Below are 17,479 nucleotides of genomic sequence, written 5' to 3'. Positions count from 1 at the left end.
TTCTATTTTATCGTTTAAAATAGGTACTATCCAATATTTTCAAAGAACTTCTTGAGCCTTACGCTCAGTGTAAAATCAAGTGTTTCACCACTTGTCTTTCAGTATTTTTTAACTCCCCTCGTTCGAGAAGCGGCTGCAAAGGTAACAACTTTTAAAGTTTCAATCCAAATGTTTTTTCAAGTTTTTTAGAAAAAAAATTCGAGACTTAAAACATCAAATTCAAGACTAAACTCTCAATAAAAACCCCTTTCAACACCTCGCCGTTACTCACTTCGACTTCGCTCAGTAACCACAACCCTTGTTGTTTTTGCGGCTGCAAAGATAAAGGTTTTTATTTCTAATTTCCAAAACTATTTTTGAAAAAAATTCGAGTTGGTTTTGACAGCGAAATGCAAGTTAGTATACCTGACCCGCCTTGTCAATAACCTCGATTGTTTTCAATCCAAATTACCTCTTTCATTACGTAGCAATAAGCACCGAAACCCTTACCACCCTTGCTTTTTAGATGAACCGTTGTTCTCAAAAGCGGGTGCAAAATAAGGGAGTATTTTTGGAAGAACCAAATCGTAAGACAAAGTTTTTTAAGGCCTTTTTCCTTCGCTGTAGCTTAGGAGTTGATTTGGTGACGATTGGAACGTAATTATTTTTTGAAGAAAATTGACGGCTTGTTGTTTGATGGTGAAATAGGCCACTGCGTAGGAGCTGAATCGTACCTGAACATAAGCAAACTCAAACTAAAGTCATAGTAAAGTCATACTAAACTCATATTAAATTCGAGTCTGGTTGACTTTAATATGGCTTAAATATGTGTTGACTGTGATGAAAGTGTGGGGTTGTAATATCGAGGGGAGAATGGTGGGGTGAAGAAAGGAATATGAAAAAGGCTCCCGGTGGGAGCTTAATATTAAAGGCGCTACAAATTCATCTTAGCTATTAGCCTATTCAAAATTTTACAAATATTATAGTATTTAAATTACGTGCATTAAACAAGGTAACGGTCTATAAATAAACTATTGATATATTTTGTGACTCTACAAATCAACCATCTCAGTGGATACAACTTTAATTAAAGCATATTTTTTAGCAACTTTACACCCTTCAAATAATAACAGACAGAATGCAGATAAAACTTCTATCTATATTACTTCTAATGTCGATTGGAATTAGTAGCAATACATATTCCCAAAAGAAGAACATAGTTAAGATACTACACACCGACGTCTTATATGGCAGACCCGATAAAGGAAAGAATGTTAAGTTATTGATTGGCAATGTCAGGCTTAAACACCAAAACACATTGATGTATTGTGATAGCGCCTATCATTATAGCTATAAAGATTCAAGTTACATTGAAGCTTTTAATAATATCCATATTATACAAAACGACTCCATCCATTTGTATGGCGATTACTTAACTTATAGTGGCAAAGAAGGAATTGCCCGAGTTAGAGATAATGTAAGGATTCAGAAAAAAGACGTAACTGTATTAACTGAATTTCTGGATTATGACCGCGTCAATAACTTTGGCTATTATTTTAATGGTGGCGAAGTATTAAGCGGACAAAACACACTAATAAGTGACTTCGGATATTATTACCCTAATTTGAGCGAAGTTCATTTTAAAGACTCAGTGGTGGTTCATAACCCACGCTACACCATTTTCTCTGATACTTTAAAGTACCACACAGTAACGGAAGTAGCTAGCATTCTTGGCCCCACATTCATCCATAGCGACAACAACTTAATCTACAGTGAAAATGGAGCTTACGATACCATGAATGACAAAGCCCAGTTATTTAAAGGGGAAACTCAAAGCTATGTCCAGGGAAAAGAAAATCTCCTAAAAGGAGATACAATCTATTATAATCGTCGTGAAGGACTGGGCGAAGCTTATCAAAACTTTGAACTGCACGATACGACTAATAATATGATAATTGCGGGCGACTATGGATTTTACAACGAACTTAGTCAATATGCTCTGGCAACTAAAAAAGCACAACTCTTACAAATCTATCAAAACGATACACTCTACCTTCATGCTGACACCTTACAGGCCATTCCTCTTCCAGAAGAACAAAGCCGCTTGGTAAAAGCTTATTACAATGTAAAGTTCTTCAGAAAAGATATGCAAGGGCGCTGCGACTCCATGGTTTATGACATGCGCGACTCGACCAATACCTTTTATAACACACCTGTTATATGGGCACAAGGCAATCAGATGACGGCTCAGACAATTAAACTCTACAGCAGAAACAATGCCCTATACAAAGCCGAATTAAATAATTCTGCCTTTATTGTAGCCCCGGAAGACAGTCTAAGTTTCAACCAGATTAAGGGCCGAAACATGATCGGTTACATTAAAAACAACCAACTATACCGCATTGATGTGGATGGCAATGGCCAAACCATCTATTATCCCAAAGATAAAGAAGTGGTTATTGGCGTAAATCGCGCAGAGAGTAGTTCACTGAGCATCTTTTTAAAAGATAGAAAAATTACTGGCATCACATTAAAAACTGAACCTAATGGCAATTTAAATCCACCCTACTTCCTACCTGATGAGGATGTTAAATTAAAAGGGTTTGTGTGGCTAGAATCCATAAGACCCAAAAACAGGTGGGATATATTTAAACATGTAGAAATGCCAAAATTAAAAGCTTTAGAAGACAACTTCGATGATTACCAATTTGGTGATACGAACAATTAAGAAATAAAAAAGGGGCTTACGCCCCTTTTTTTTGCTCTCTTAATATTCATCTTCATTGAAAAAGAAGTCTTCTTTACTTGGATAATCTGGCCAGATATCCTCAATACTTTCAAAAACTTCCCCTTCATCCTCTATTTCCTGAAGATTCTCGATTACTTCGAGAGGTGCACCTGAACGAATTGCAAAATCAATCAATTCATCCTTTGAAGCTGGCCATGGCGCATCTTCTAGTTTAGAGGCAAGTTCGAGTGTCCAATACATAGCAACTCAATTTAACATTAATAAAATTGTGTTATTTCTTGTTTTACTTATCTGCGAATATAAAAAAAAATTCCAATCAAACAACTTCGTATTCAATGGAATTTTCTCAACCGGAAAAATGTTTGATTAACGATTAAAAATCCGGGCTAAAAAAGATTTAAACCTAAACAGTTATTATATCATTATCTGTCCTTACAAGGCCATTACAGTTTCGTTAATTAAATCAGATTCAATTAATCCATCGCGCAAACGGATTATTCGATGGGCATGTTGTGCAATATCCTCCTCGTGCGTTACTAATATTATTGTATTGCCTTGCGAATGAATTTCACCAAACAAGCGCATGATATCGACGGATGTTTTTGAATCAAGATTACCCGTTGGCTCATCGGCCAAAATAATAGACGGATCATTGATTAACGCACGAGCAACTGCTACACGTTGTCGCTGTCCTCCCGACATTTCATTTGGCCGGTGATGCATCCTGTCGGTTAATCCTACACTTTCCATAACGGCTTCACCACGTGCAAGTCGTTCATTCTTCGAAACTCCAGCATATATCAAAGGTAACATAGCGTTTTCTAAACCTGAATATCGGGGTAGAAGATTAAAGGTTTGAAAAACAAACCCAATTTCCTTATTCCTTATTTCAGCCAGGTTATCATCTGTTAAATGGCTAACATCGGTTCCATTCAAAACGTATTTGCCACCAGTTGGGGTATCAAGTGCGCCAATAATATTCATCAAAGTTGATTTACCTGAACCAGATGGCCCCATTATGGCAACATACTCGCCCTTGTCAATTGTAAGCGATACGCCTTGAAGCGCTTTCACAACCTCGGTTCCAACCTGATAAAACTTCTTTATGTCGTTAATTTCTATAACCTGATTACTCATCTGCGCAAGTATTTTCTTTGTTAGGTGTTAAGCTAATTATTACAAATATAACTTTTTAAGTAAGGATTAAAAGTTAATAACGCACAACGAAATGTTGCTTTTGACATTCTTTTTTAAAAAACACAATGCCTAATTGAAATAAATCTATCGAAACGGTCACCTTGGGGTGAGACGAAATAATCTCCCAGGCCTCTTCCATTCCTTTCGACCAATGAATATCATCAAATACAAAAACAGAATCGTTAGCCGCATAAGGTAAGCAGTTATTAAAGTAATTGAGTGTCGCCACTTTATCATGATGACCATCAAAAAATACAAAGTCGAGTTGCTTTAGTTGCGTGCACAAATCTGGTAAAACATCCTGAAACTGTCCTACTATTTGGTTGACATTAGTGCATCCCATTTCCTCAAATGTTGTTTTTGCTACCTGGGCCGTATTGGCACATCCTTCAATTGTATATACGTTACGGCGTTTGTCAGACAATGAAAAATACAATGAACTTACACCAACCGATGTACCAAGTTCCAAAATCGTTTTTGGGTTCTCCTGCACTAATATGCGAAATAATAACTCTCCATATTTATTCGATATCGATGATTTTGAAACCATAGCAGATACTTTACGCGTATTTTTACGAAAGTTGACACTACCGGCACCGTAGTCTACAGGTTCTATAATTATGTCTGAGTGTTTTAATTTCTCACAATAATCTTTAACCTCATCGAATGCGTAATATTTATGCTCACAATAAAAAACCTCACGTACCAAATTGAATACAAAAGGACTATGCAATCCGTAACCTTTTTTATATCGAGCCTTAAGCAAATATTTTAAATAACTTTTTATTTGAAACCAATTCATTAGAAGCAACTTAATTGAAAGTAAACCCAAAGTGCTTTTTCAACAATTATACGAAAGCACTTATATTTGCGCCAAACTATATATTATATGGCAAAAGGCAAAGGTAAAAAGCAAAATAGTGGATCTGCTGGCCAAAACAGAAAAAAATCGGAAGAGTTTTTAACACAAAACCGAAATAAGGATGGCATCTATGAAACAGCATCCGGACTTCAATATGAAATCATCAAACAAACGACAGGAGCGAAACCTAATACTGATTCAACTGTAAAAGTTCATCAGCGTGCTATGCTTTTGGGCGGCAAAATGCTTGATGACACTTATAAAGATGCCACACCACTTGAATTTAGTTTGGAAGAAACCATAGAAGGCTATGCCGAAGGTCTTCAATTGATGTCTGTTGGAAGTCGTTATAAATTTTACATCCCGCCTGAACTTGGATGGGGTAAAAAAGGTTCGGGAGGTAGAATTGGTCCTTATGCCCTCACTATCTTCGATGTTTCACTTATTGAAATATACGATTAAAGAAATTTCTTTTCATTGGCCATTAAACACTTTTTACCAGTAGTTGTTTAGCTAGAAAGAAAACTACTAGAACAGAACAACCTGAATGAATTCATATATCCAACAACTATTAGAACTTATTGAGGAGTCACTAAATAAAGCCACTCCACCCATCGACCACCATGACTTAGAAGTTGAACAGCATTTTGCAGAAGATTTTTTGCAAGGAAAGCCTGAAATGATTTCAAACATTGTTGGTATTGATAAATATAATTTCCCTTCGGCCAATAAACTATCAGAAAAACAAACAACAACCCTACTCAAAGCAATTGAAAGCTTGCTTTTGGCGTATAATTGGGAATTTATGTTTCCCGAGCAGGTAACCGATGAAGTTAAATATCAATTCATCATCGATCACTGGAGTTCAAAGCATGTGCACTGTCAACAAGGAATTGTACAGATTGAAACCTGTAAATTTGACGAAAACAATTGTCCTTTTCCAGGACATTGTAACGTATGCCAAAGTTTTAAAGGTGATAAAGACAGCGATCACCATCTAAATAAAGGTCAGGTTGATTTTACTAGCCTACTGCCAGATTATTCAGCTGAGGAAGAAGCTACAATGCGAGCAGATATTGACAAGGTCAAATATCTGATGAAAGCACCCAAGTTGGATCATTACATAGCTGGTATTCATAATTATTGTGACGGACGTTGTAACTTATGTGCTTTTACCGATAGGTGCAGTTCGCATGCACTAAATGCTGAAATCGATAACCTGCACCAAACCGATAAGACAGAAAGTGAGAAACAACTAAAAGTAATTTTAAAAGCCACAACCGAAATTCTTGAAGAAGAATTAACTAAGAAAGGCATCAATATAGATGAGGCATTAACCGAGTTAGATGACTTAACTTGTGAACCCAAACCCAAACACGATTTGGAAAAACAAGCCGAATCATATGCCGAAAAAATTAAACGCTGGCTGGAGTCCAATCAAATGGAGCTGGAAAGCAGAATTGTAGCCCAATCAGAGTCTGGGATTGGAAAAGATACGGAAACCATCACCTGGTTTCAATTATTTATACCAGCCAAAGTAAACCGTGCTATTAATGGAATGCTCAACAATGAAAACAGTGAAACAGACCATTATGACGCTAAAGGTTCTGCTAAAATTGCATTAATTGCAATAGATGAATGCATCAGTGCCTGGGAAAATATTATGATGTCTATCCCATCAAAAGAAGATAGCATCCTTAACCTATTAAAGCATCTATCGAAATTAAGAACAGAATTGGAAGAATATATTCCTGAAGCAAGAGCATTTGTTCGACCAGGATTTGATGAATAAAAAAATCTGAGAGAAGCTTAGTTGGAAAATTTAAGAATTACGACAAATTCTATTTGCATCTCTCAGATATTATCGCACTCATACGATGCGAAAAAATTACCTCCCGTTGCAGGTAACCCAATGGTGCCATTGGTTACGGTTGTTTTTTAAACCGATGTAAAACTATCATTTTATTTGAGAGTTCAATAGCTAAAATGTATTTTTTTGTGTAAAAAGCTTAAAAATAAATGATACTTATCATCATTTATATCAAAACCACCCTAATTCGCAGCTTTACTCACGCTTTTCAAAGCCTGTCAAGGGTTTGCTCAATAGCATCAAATACCTGGTGCGTGTTGTCAAATACCTTCTCAAAATCCGTTTTGGAATCCTTAATCATCCGCTTGGCTTTTCGTTTTTGGCCTGCTTTAAAAAGCAATTTTCCATAATGAAAACGGATGTTTCCACAAGCCTCATAATTATCGGCTAAAGCATCGAGGCTATTTTTGTATATTGAGCCTAACAGTTCTGCTTTATCTTCTTGTAAAAACATGCTATTAAATTCTTCAGGCACTTCGGGAGAATAAGGAGCATCTAATATTATCCCGGTCCCTAATTCAATACAGGCCGAATCATTTTCCAGAAGTAAGGAGGTTTTTAACAAATACATTTGGTTGGGCCTATAGTTGGCATGCAACGAATCGGCTTTCTCAAAATAGTCATTAGCCGTTTCTACCTCCTGATTCTTTAGAAATAAAATACCAGTAATACGCGCAGCATCTGACTTTTCAATCGAATCAGTGTATAACTTAAAGGCGTGTTCGCTATATCGAATGCCTTTTTGTGGAAGACCGTCGAACAAATAAGTAACTGCTAAGCTATAATTTGTTAAAGCTGCATCCGGTTTCAAATTCAGCGACTTTAAAAACCAATTCTGTGCTTCAAAATAATTTTGAAAAAGCGATTGATAATATCCCAATGCATACAAACTATAATAATCGAATACGCCATGTTCGTAAGCCTGTAAATAATAGCTATTACTTTTTTCGAGCAATACTTCCGCCCTTTCACCCCAACTATCGCCAAAATCGTAATAAACACGATTATAAAAATCACCTAAAGCTTTTGCCACACGATAATCACCCGGATTTTCATCCTGTAATTTTAACAGGAAACTATCCACGTAAAATTCAAACGGAGTGGCGCCATAAGCCTTACTTTGCCTTAATTCTTCCAGGCTCTCTGCTATTCTTAGATCCACAAATGAAAACTCACGATAGTACTGGCAATTCAGGTGGTAATTCATTGCCAATTCAACCTTGAGCAAACTTTGTTCAACGGTCAGGGATGAATCACTATTGGAAAGACATTCAAAAGCAGAAAGATAATGCTCCTTTCTAAATAAAGAGTCGGCATTACATTGCGCATCAGTATTAAATGACAATAAAAACAACAGGCCAATCATTACTAAATGATTGATGTCTGTATGAATATGGTAGTTAATTTTATAATCCAAAGCGGTATTGTATTCCTGCAATTACTTGCGTTCGAGCTGCTAAAAAACCAAGTTCTCCTCTGAACATTAAATGCTTATTATACTGGTATTGCGAACCAATAATAAAATTCCACATCATCTTAGGTCGTTTGTCCAAATCATACTGCACTGATTCGGCACGAGAGGCTGCATCCAGCACTCCTCCTGCTAGGTCAAGAGACTTTTTGGCCGCTTCGTATTTAAGAATGTTTTGAGGCTTTAATCTTTCTGATAAAGGTAATGAGTTCCAAGTATCCTCCACTGCCTGATAAGCCTGATCAACCTTTTCAATACCATTGTCTACTTTTTCATAATAATCTGGCATGAGATCGGTTGTGGCCAACGAACCACTGGTTTCCGATTTCATTCTAACCCTAAAACCACCAACCCAAATGGCTATGTTACTTTCCGGTTTCTTAAACTGAAATGTTTTTCCAAGGCGCGGTCCAAAAATAAAAATATGAGTTGGACGCTCAAGTTCCGGGATATCGGTCCAGGTAAAATTCATATCCAAAGCCAAAAAACCTCCGGCCACTCCAATGGTGGGAGTCATTCCAATACCAAAACTGGTAGCTTCAAAATTAGCCTTCGTTTTGGCTTCCATTACAGAAGTCCACTCCCATTCCAATGTGCCTTCATTTATGGAGAAATTTCCTGGAGCATACAATCCAAAATCTACGGCTGTTGTATTCTGCGAACGAGCAAAAATACCGTACACGTTTAAGAATGGAAACACCCATACATCAGGCCTGAAGTTAACTCCCGAAGTGGTCGCCGTTGCATTGTTAAACCGAACTATTTCATCCAATGCAAACATTTGGGAATTGTTAAATCCAATACTTAGGTTATTAATCACTATATCTGATTCCTGCCAAACATATTGCATGCTTAAACCGGCCGAATAGGGCAAATCAAAGCCCATTTGTGTCACTTTCTTGCCTAGAATTGGCAACATATAAGGATATTCAGCAACAACCAAACTATCTCTTTCCTCGGAATGTTTCTCACCAACTACCTTATTACTAAACACCTGAGCACCTACCCCCTTAGTTAAAAGCAACACTACTATTAATGTTAAAATTTTTCTCATGGACAAGGTTTTTTATCAATCAAATAAAAACATTAAATGCTTCATTGGAATAAATATACGCAAAGTAGTTCACTTTACTATTTTATTATTTCCAATATCCACATTACAACAAATAAAAAGTGCCGGAATAGATTAATGGTTGATTTTGAATTATATAATTCAGAAATTGAATACTCTTATATAAACAATCCCTAATCATTTTCGTTAAATGATTATACTAATTAACATAGTATTCATATAACTTTTAAACGAATGAAAAATTTCCTAATTCTTGTTGCTATTATGTTAATGGCAACTTTTACACATGCGCAAAAAAACAAAAAGCCAAATTTCCTCGTCATTTGGGGTGATGATATTGGCTGGGCCAATATTAGTAAGTATAACCACGGTATGATGGGTTATAAAACGCCTAACATTGACCGACTGGCCGAAGAAGGAGCCATGTTTACCGACTGATATGCTCAGCAATCATGTACGGCAGGACGTGCTGCATTTATTTTAGGACAGCATCCATTCAGAACAGGCTTGCTAACCATTGGAATGCCAGGATCTAAACAAGGGATTCAGGATAGCCAGGCCACTATCGCAGAATTGCTGCGCCCACTAGGTTATACCTCCGGACAGTTTGGTAAAAATCACCTTGGCGACCGCGATGAACATCTACCAACTAATCATGGATTTGACGAATTCTTTGGTAACCTGTATCACTTAAACGCAGAAGAGGAGCCGGAAACTTATTATTATCCTAAAGATCCGGAATTTCATAAAAAATATGGACCTAGAGGTGTATTACACTCCTATGCCGATGGCAAAGTTGAAGATACAGGACCTATGACACGTAAACGCATGGAAACGGCTGATGATGAATTTACAGATGCTGCTATTGCTTTTATAGAAAAAGCCCATAAAGAAGGTAAACCATTCTTTGTTTGGTTGAGTGCCACACGTATGCACGTTTGGACACACCTTAAAGAAGAAAGTGTTGGCGTAACAGGTATTGGTCTTTATCCGGATGGTATGGTGGAACATGACAATCAAATTGGCCGTGTATTAGCCAAACTGGAAGAACTTGGTATCTACGATGATACCATGATTATGTACTCGACTGACAATGGTGCTGAAAAATTCACATGGCCCGATGGAGGAACAACACCATTTGCCGGAGAAAAAGGAACGACCTGGGAAGGCGGATTCAGAGTGCCTTGTATGATTAAATGGAAAGGTGTAATAGAGCCCGGAACCATCAATAATGATATTCATTCGCACGAAGATATGCTACCTACTATGTTAGCAGCGGCGGGCGTAAAAGATGCAAAAGGGAAGTTATTAAAAGGCTATAAAGCTGGTGATAAAACATTTAAAATTCACCTTGACGGATACAATATGCTTGACTTCTGGAAAAGCAAAGAAGAACAGTGCCCGCGTAAAGAAATATTTTATTTTGATGCCGGTGGTAATTTAAATGCGGTCCGCTACAACGACTGGAAACTACATTTCACTCTGATGGAAGGATCGATTAATGAAGCCTATAGAAAAACACCATCATGGCCTATTGCTATTAACTTACGTGCCGACCCTTATGAGGTATCATGGAAATCGGCCTTATACATCCGTTGGTTTGCTTATAATATGTGGCTATTTGTGCCGGCACAAGATGTTGTTGGACAATTCCTTGCCACATTTAAAGATTTTCCACCAGTGAGAGGTTCTTCATTAGGTGTTGATAAGGTTGTACAGTCAATGACAGCACACCCCAATGCACAATAATATTACGATTTGTTAATACAATTGAATTGGCTATCTTAGGATAGCCAATTCTTTTATCAACAATCAGTTAAACCCTAAACACTTTTTAAATGGAGACTCAGCACGCTATTAATGAATTAAAAGAGCGAATTAATAAATCGATAATAGGACAGGAAAAGCTGGTTGAAAGAATACTGATTGCTCTGCTGGCGAATGGCAATTTACTTTTAGAAGGATTACCCGGATTAGCAAAAACACGAGCCGTTAAATCACTTGCACAAGAATTAAATGCCGAATTAAGCAGAATACAATTCACTCCCGATCTATTACCATCTGACATTACTGGTTCTGAAGTTTATCAACCCGAACTGAAAGAAAAATTCATCTTCCAGCAAGGCCCAATTTTCAGCAACCTTATTCTGGCTGATGAAATAAACCGTGCTCCTGCCAAAGTGCAAGCCGCCCTGCTTGAAGCCATGGAAGAGCGACAAGTTTCGGTTGCAGGTAAAACCCATCAAATGGATCCTCTATTTATGGTATTGGCAACACAAAACCCTGTTGAACAGGAAGGAACCTATCCCTTACCTGAAGCACAGATGGATCGCTTTATTATGAAGGTGCTCATTGATTATCCGGATAAGGAGGCAGAGGCAAAAATTCTACAATTGATTCGAAAAGAAACGAAAGGCAATTCGGTTAATGGCCATGAATCTTTAAGCCAGGACATCGTTTTTGAGGCACGAAAAGAGATACAAGATATTCAGGTTTCTGAAGCCATCGAAAATTACATTGTAGATTTAATTAATGCCACGCGTTACCCAGATAAGTATAACGAAGAAATGGCCCGTTGGATAGATTTTGGAGCCAGCCCACGCGGAACCATTGCTTTAGATATCTGCTCACGAGTGATTGCCTGGCTGAATAACAGGGATTATGTGCAACCAGACGATGTACGAGAGATTATTCATGACGTGCTGCGTCACCGGCTGATACTAAGCTACGAAGCGCAAGCCGAAGGTATTAACAGCGATCGGGTGATTGATGAAGTTCTTAAGAATGTAGCAGTGGTTTAATGGATACTCAAAACATCATACCAAGCCTGAATGATCTGTTAAAACTCGAATATCTGGTTGCATCAACAGGCTTTTCGTTACTTCCAAAGCAACCAGTGCACAGTGTTTTGGCGGGCAAGCATGCCTCAAAACTGCGCGGCCGTGGACTCGACTTTGAAGAGGCTCGCAAATATGTGGCCGGCGATGATATTCGCAACATCGATTGGAGAGTGACAGCCCGAACACGCACCACGCACACTAAAGTATTTACTGAAGAAAAAGAAAAGCCGGCCTTGGTTATAACCGACCTGACCAACTGCATGTTCTTTGGTTCGGAAGTTTACACTAAATCATATATAGCCGCGCAAATAGCAGCCATATCAGCATTTAAAGTATTAAAAAACGGCGACCGCTTTAGCGGCTTGGTTTTCTCCGACTCTGGCTCTGTGTTCTTCCGGCCCCAACGAAGCCGTAAAGCTATTTTGCAATATTTACAACAAGTCGTCAAAAACAGTGAAGCATTTCAAAATAATGAATTGAAGGTAGCGTCAAATACCCCTCATTTAGAGAATGCACTGAAACGAACCAGCTCCATAACTTCGCACGATTATCTAATTTTAATAATCAGCGATTTTTATAACATTAGCCCCAAAAGCAAACAACAACTTATACAGCTCTCAAAGCATAATGATGTTATTTTATGTCAGGTACAGGATGCAATGGAACACCAGCTTCCCGACGAAAAGCTTATTCTATCTGACGGTGATTTACAACTTTTATGGCAGCAAAAACAAACAACAAATCATCGATTTAAAGAACTGATTGAAACTCATCAAAATCAATTTACGGATGAAATGTTGAAATACAATATTCCAATCATTCAACTCAATACACAAGAAAGCATTGAACTGCAACTGAAAAACCTATTCAAATCTAAACTCAAACACCAATGACCAATGACCAATGACGCCTTAAAAAATTCCAACATCGGTGAACTCATCGAACCGGAAGCAATCAATTATAGCTTTGATACGCTGGGTTGGTATTTTGTTGCCGCAGGCTTATTTATAGCGATATTCATCTTTGTTTCTCTTCAAATCCGAATGTACAGACGAAATGCTTATCGCCGACAAGCCATCAAACAAATTGAGATGCTTAAGGATAGTGATGGATTATCTGTGATTTACGAAATCAACAAACTAATAAAAATAACAGCTATAGACTTATACGGCCGTCTAAGAGTTGGTTCATTACACGGTGCTGAATGGTTTGATTTTCTTACGATGAGCATGAATAGTGAGGCAGACTATAATTTTGAAGCCTTTAATCAAGCGCTATATAATCCTTCTATCAGCTCACTCAAAAGCAGAAATGAATTTATTGAATTTGCATGTTTATGGTTCACTAAACACAAAGTTCATGTTTGAGTTTGGATACATATGGGCCTTTGCACTCTTCCCCCTGCCATTTTTGCTGTATTGGCTGTTACCTGCCTTTAAGCAGCGTAAAGAAGCGCTTCGCTACCCTTTATTTCAACAAACCATTGAAGCCAGTGGCAAAAAAGCGAAATCAAAAGCCTGGATAGCAAAACGTAACGTAATGCAATGGATATTGCTTACACTGGTCTGGATTAGCTTGTTAACCGCATTAGCTTCTCCCCAAATTGTTGGCGAACCGGAAATGAAGGTTAAAACAGCCCGCAACTTTGTGATTGCAGCTGATATTTCGTTTAGCATGGCTAACACCGATTGGTTTATTGATGGTAAACGTGTGACACGCTGGGAAGGCGTTAAACAAGTGATGCGTGAATTTATTCAACAACGACAAAGCGACCGACTGGCACTGGTCTTCTTTGGCACTAATGCTTACCTGCAGGCCCCCCTCACCACCGACCACGAGGTGATTAAGTTTATGCTGGAAGAAACAGATGTGGGCATGGCCGGCCAAATGACCAGTATAGGTAAAGCTATTGGCTATTCGTTACAAATATTCGAAGGCGACTCGCTCGACCAAAAAGTTCTGTTATTGCTCACCGATGGACAAGATGATGGTCGCGGTATTTTTCCGACTGATGCAGCCCGCATGGCTCACCAGGACAGCGTTAAAATATACACCATTGGCATTGGCGAACCCACAGGCACCAATAGTGGATTGGATGAAAGCACCTTACGCTCCATTGCCAATATTGCCGAAGGCCAATACTTCCTGGCGCAAGACGCTGAGCAGTTAGAGCAAGCATACATTACACTGAATCAACTGGAGCCAGTTGAATTTGAAGAAGAAGAAAACAAACCCGTCACCCTGCTCTATCACTATCCACTCACCATTGGAATGTGTTTGGCATTTGCATTATCATTTTTCAGAGGTATTATTAAATTATTTAAAGGCTAATGTTAGAGTATTTTAATGAAATAGCACGATTTGATGCCGAAAACTTCCATTGGTTTCGTCCACTATGGCTGTGGGGATTTGCACCTGTTTTATTAGTTGCCATACTCGTTATTATTTCATTTAAAGAAAATACCAAATGGCAAAAAGTGATTGCTCCGGCACTGCGACCTTTTATGATTACCAAAGAAAAAAGTACGGCTATTACTTTTCCCCTTCTCTCCTACTTACTTATTATGAGTATTGGGATTCTGGCCTTGGCCGGACCAACCTGGAGTAAGCAGGAAGTACCCGGTGCTAAAAGCGAAGCCGTATTAATGATTGCTTTAGACGCCTCATTATCGATGTTAGCTGAAGATATTCAACCTAATCGACTGGAGCGAGCCAAATACAAAATCAATGATCTGCTGGCAGCTAATCCCGGCTCAAAAGTCAGTTTATATGCCTATGCCGGCACCGCGCACACGGTTGTCCCTATGTGCTCTGACTACAAGCTGGTGAAACATCACCTCGAATCTATTTTTCCTGGAATAATGCCAAGGCGTGGCTCCAACCTGCAACATTTAATGCAGCTGGCCGACTCATCGCTGACTAAGGTTAAAGCGCCAAGCATATTATTAATTGTTAGTGATGTGATTCAACAAGAAGACATAAGTGCACTGACCAGTTTTGTTGATAACTCACCTCATCAAATTGAAATATTAGCCATGGCCACTGCACAGGGGGCCCAGATTCCAATAAATAAATGGAAGCATCCACTTAAAGACGAGCAAGGTCATGTTATTATTTCAAAACTGGATGCCGACGTGTTGTTTGAACTGCAAAATCATCCGAAAATAAATATCAACACCTTAACCCTCGACAATTCGGATGTTGAGCTCATGGCAAAAAAAATCAGAAGCAAGTTGAATTATCAGGAAGATGACGTCGCCAGCGAAGAACAATGGAAAGATATGGGCTTTCTTTTGGTAATCATACTGGTTGTATTAGTTCCTTTCTGGTTTCGAAAAGGCTGGATGGTCAACTACATTTGGCTGGCGTTTGGCCTATCATCTTGCTCTGAGATTGATAATTGGAATGACTTATGGTACACCAAAGATTACCAAGGCCAACAACTATACGAGCAAAAGAATTTTGAAACAGCAGGCAACACCTTTCAGTCGCCAATCCATCAAGGCGTGGCCTACTTCAAAGCCGGCAATTACGATGCGGCGGCTCAGGCCTTTGCCCAGGATAGTTCGGCCAACTCTTTATACAACCTGGGCTTATCCTATGCACAAATGGGAATGTACGATGAAGCCTTGGAAGCGATTGAGCTGGCAGCTCAAAAAGAACCAGGTAATAAGCAATATGAAACGGCAATTAATAATACCCACAAAACCATCGGCATTATCGACTCGCTGAAAGCCAGCGGACAACCAATAGCCTTACCCGAAAAGAAAAAGGAAAAAGAAGAGCCATTAAAAGAACGCAAAGCATCATCGAAAGATGAAGAATTAAGTTCTGATACCGAAGTGGATGAATTGCCTAAAGGTGGAAAACGGGTGACTGACGAGGTAGAAACCGACATGCGCAAAGCTAAAGAATTGGAAGAAGTACCCGATAATTTCGAATCAGGAAGTGGAGACACACCACAAAATGTTTTGCTGAGAGGTATCTCAGAAGACCCTTCTGAGTTTTTGCGACGACGATTCAACTATCAATACAAAAAGCATTATCAGAACATTGAGCAACCAAAAGAAAAATGGTGAGAGCTGCGATTAAATATTGTTGTATAATCATTATGCTACTGGGCTGTGCACAAACCTTCGCACAGCACGATACCTTTGCACGCGTGAAAGTGAATCCGCGACAAGGAGTTGTCAAACAAGCCTATAAGGTCACCATCTCGGTTTATACATCCACATGGTACACAGCACCATTGCAATTTTCGAACCTACAAATTGATAATGCTTTTATCATCCCATTTACGCGAACATTAAGCAGCATGACCTACATTAATAACAAAGGCTATGCAACTTTGACCTTTTTCTACCTGGTATTTCCATACGAAACCGGCGATATTCTTATTCCACCACTTGAAATAACAGCCACTACTCCGCCCGAAGGAGATTACAAAGGTGTACCGGTGTCCATACGAACTCGTCCGCAGACCATTAAAGTCAATGCTATTCCTTCATCCAACGATGAATCGCTTACGATGGTGGCTAATGATGTTTATCTTGAGGAAAAATGGAACAAACCATTGAATCAATTGAAAGTGGGTGATGTCATTGAGCGAACAATTGACATATATGCCAGCGGCACTTTACCATCATTAATTTCGCCCTTTGAGCCTACTCAACCCAATAACACAAGTCTTTACCCACGAAAAGTTGAACTGAAAGACCGACGAAACGATACCGAAGCAAGTGGTTTACGCATTGAGAAATATGCCTACCTGTTTGAAAAAGAAGGAACCATTACTATACCCGAAGAACAAATTAGTTGGTACAACCCCAGAACTAAGCGCATTTACAAACGTAGTCTGAAAGCACACACTATTACGATAGCGCCAAATCCGGATTTAGCCATGATGCAAAGTCTTAAAGATTCGTTGCAGGCACTAAATCCCCCCCTTGCTGTTAAAGCTGAAAAGAAAGAGTTGCCTTGGAAAAAAACGCTTGCTTTTATTCTTGCATCACTTTTTAGCATCTATGTGCTTCGGCATCTGATTAGGCTTATCAAACGTATTATTAAACAACGACAACACTACTTGCAAAGTGAAGCCTTCTATTTTAAACAGTTACTATCCGCCATTAACAAAAGAGAAAACAAAGCCATCATCAACCATCTATACCAGTGGTATGACAGGGTGCGCCGTGCCAATCATGCGTCAACAGTCTCTTCGTTCCTATCTGAAGAAAAACAAAATCTATTAGAATCTATTTTATCGAATCCTGATGGTCAAATTCGAGCCACCGACAAAAAAGAGTTTAAGCGAATGGTTAAACAGATAAGAAATCAACTTGATAATACTACTTCCTCAATTAAGTCAGGTGAGCTAAATCCAGCTTAACGTTTCTAAACCACGCTATTTCATTACCACAAAAACACCAGGAACACGGAGTT

Annotated in this window: 15 protein-coding genes and 1 pseudogene; 11 read left to right on the top strand and 5 right to left on the bottom strand. The window is 38.7% G+C overall.

Annotation, left to right across the window (positions count from 1 at the left end; translation table 11 throughout):
* Window positions 1-1,117 precede the first annotated feature (1,117 nt).
* On the top strand, window positions 1,118-2,707 hold the full coding sequence (locus tag J1N10_RS10035; RefSeq protein ID WP_262326566.1) for an OstA-like protein: 1,590 nt from the start codon (window positions 1,118-1,120) through the stop codon (window positions 2,705-2,707).
* A gap of 39 nt (window positions 2,708-2,746) precedes the next feature.
* Here the strand turns inward: J1N10_RS10035 and J1N10_RS10030 are convergent, their stop codons facing one another.
* From J1N10_RS10030 to J1N10_RS10020, 3 genes are all read right to left on the bottom strand, one after another.
* Window positions 2,747-2,968, bottom strand: a complete 222-nt coding sequence (locus tag J1N10_RS10030; protein ID WP_143304314.1) for a DUF2795 domain-containing protein — start codon at window positions 2,966-2,968, stop codon at window positions 2,747-2,749.
* A gap of 192 nt (window positions 2,969-3,160) precedes the next feature.
* Window positions 3,161-3,865 (bottom strand): ABC transporter ATP-binding protein, encoded by a 705-nt coding sequence (locus J1N10_RS10025; protein ID WP_262326565.1) that lies wholly within the window; start codon window positions 3,863-3,865, stop codon window positions 3,161-3,163.
* Window positions 3,866-3,938: 73 nt separating this feature from the next.
* Window positions 3,939-4,727 carry an O-methyltransferase gene (locus J1N10_RS10020; RefSeq protein ID WP_262326564.1) on the bottom strand — a complete coding sequence of 263 codons (789 nt, stop codon included), beginning with the start codon at window positions 4,725-4,727 and terminating at the stop codon, window positions 3,939-3,941.
* Between the two features lie 87 nt (window positions 4,728-4,814).
* Between J1N10_RS10020 and J1N10_RS10015 the strand changes: the two genes are divergently transcribed.
* Both J1N10_RS10015 and J1N10_RS10010 read left to right on the top strand, forming a co-directional pair.
* Entirely contained in the window at window positions 4,815-5,249 is a 435-nt protein-coding gene (locus J1N10_RS10015; protein WP_262326563.1) for an FKBP-type peptidyl-prolyl cis-trans isomerase, read from the top strand.
* Window positions 5,250-5,334: 85 nt separating this feature from the next.
* Window positions 5,335-6,579 (top strand): hypothetical protein, encoded by a 1,245-nt coding sequence (locus J1N10_RS10010; protein WP_262326562.1) that lies wholly within the window; start codon window positions 5,335-5,337, stop codon window positions 6,577-6,579.
* Between the two features lie 286 nt (window positions 6,580-6,865).
* Here J1N10_RS10010 and J1N10_RS10005 read toward each other — a convergent pair whose 3' ends face one another.
* On the bottom strand, window positions 6,866-8,074 hold the full coding sequence (locus J1N10_RS10005) for a tetratricopeptide repeat protein (RefSeq protein WP_262326561.1): 1,209 nt from the start codon (window positions 8,072-8,074) through the stop codon (window positions 6,866-6,868).
* Window positions 8,064-9,182 (bottom strand): hypothetical protein, encoded by a 1,119-nt coding sequence (locus J1N10_RS10000; protein WP_262326560.1) that lies wholly within the window; start codon window positions 9,180-9,182, stop codon window positions 8,064-8,066. Before J1N10_RS10000 ends, J1N10_RS10005 begins: the two co-directional genes overlap by 11 nt.
* Before the next feature lie 252 nt (window positions 9,183-9,434).
* Between J1N10_RS10000 and J1N10_RS21305 the strand changes: the two genes are divergently transcribed.
* The 8 genes and pseudogenes from J1N10_RS21305 (at window position 9,435) to J1N10_RS09965 (ending at window position 17,426) form a co-directional block, all read left to right on the top strand.
* Window positions 9,435-9,638, top strand: coding sequence for a hypothetical protein (locus J1N10_RS21305; RefSeq protein WP_410053441.1), 204 nt, complete (start codon window positions 9,435-9,437; stop codon window positions 9,636-9,638).
* Between the two features lie 18 nt (window positions 9,639-9,656).
* Window positions 9,657-10,949, top strand: a pseudogene (locus tag J1N10_RS09995) (sulfatase-like hydrolase/transferase); the annotation flags it as partial.
* A gap of 89 nt (window positions 10,950-11,038) precedes the next feature.
* A complete protein-coding gene (locus J1N10_RS09990; protein ID WP_262326559.1) occupies window positions 11,039-12,001 on the top strand; it encodes an AAA family ATPase in 963 nt (320 codons plus the stop codon).
* Window positions 12,001-12,933, top strand: a complete 933-nt coding sequence (locus J1N10_RS09985; protein WP_262326558.1) for a DUF58 domain-containing protein — start codon at window positions 12,001-12,003, stop codon at window positions 12,931-12,933. Before J1N10_RS09990 ends, J1N10_RS09985 begins: the two co-directional genes overlap by 1 nt.
* A gap of 3 nt (window positions 12,934-12,936) precedes the next feature.
* Entirely contained in the window at window positions 12,937-13,407 is a 471-nt protein-coding gene (locus tag J1N10_RS09980; protein ID WP_262326557.1) for a DUF4381 domain-containing protein, read from the top strand.
* Complete coding sequence (locus J1N10_RS09975) at window positions 13,400-14,371, top strand: VWA domain-containing protein (RefSeq protein ID WP_262326556.1); 972 nt, start codon at window positions 13,400-13,402, stop codon at window positions 14,369-14,371. The genes J1N10_RS09980 and J1N10_RS09975 overlap by 8 nt, the downstream gene beginning before the upstream one ends.
* Window positions 14,371-16,119 (top strand): VWA domain-containing protein, encoded by a 1,749-nt coding sequence (locus tag J1N10_RS09970; RefSeq protein WP_262326555.1) that lies wholly within the window; start codon window positions 14,371-14,373, stop codon window positions 16,117-16,119. The genes J1N10_RS09975 and J1N10_RS09970 overlap by 1 nt, the downstream gene beginning before the upstream one ends.
* 32 nt (window positions 16,120-16,151) lie before the next feature.
* Window positions 16,152-17,426 carry a BatD family protein gene (locus tag J1N10_RS09965; protein WP_262326554.1) on the top strand — a complete coding sequence of 425 codons (1,275 nt, stop codon included), beginning with the start codon at window positions 16,152-16,154 and terminating at the stop codon, window positions 17,424-17,426.
* Window positions 17,427-17,479: the final 53 nt, after the last annotated feature.

Origin of the sequence: Carboxylicivirga litoralis, from assembly GCF_025499605.1 — a bacterium.
GTDB classification, from domain to species: Bacteria; Bacteroidota; Bacteroidia; order Bacteroidales; family Marinilabiliaceae; genus Carboxylicivirga; species Carboxylicivirga litoralis.
Note: the sequence above shows the minus strand (reverse complement) of the source record. Positions and strands in the feature narration are given on the sequence as shown.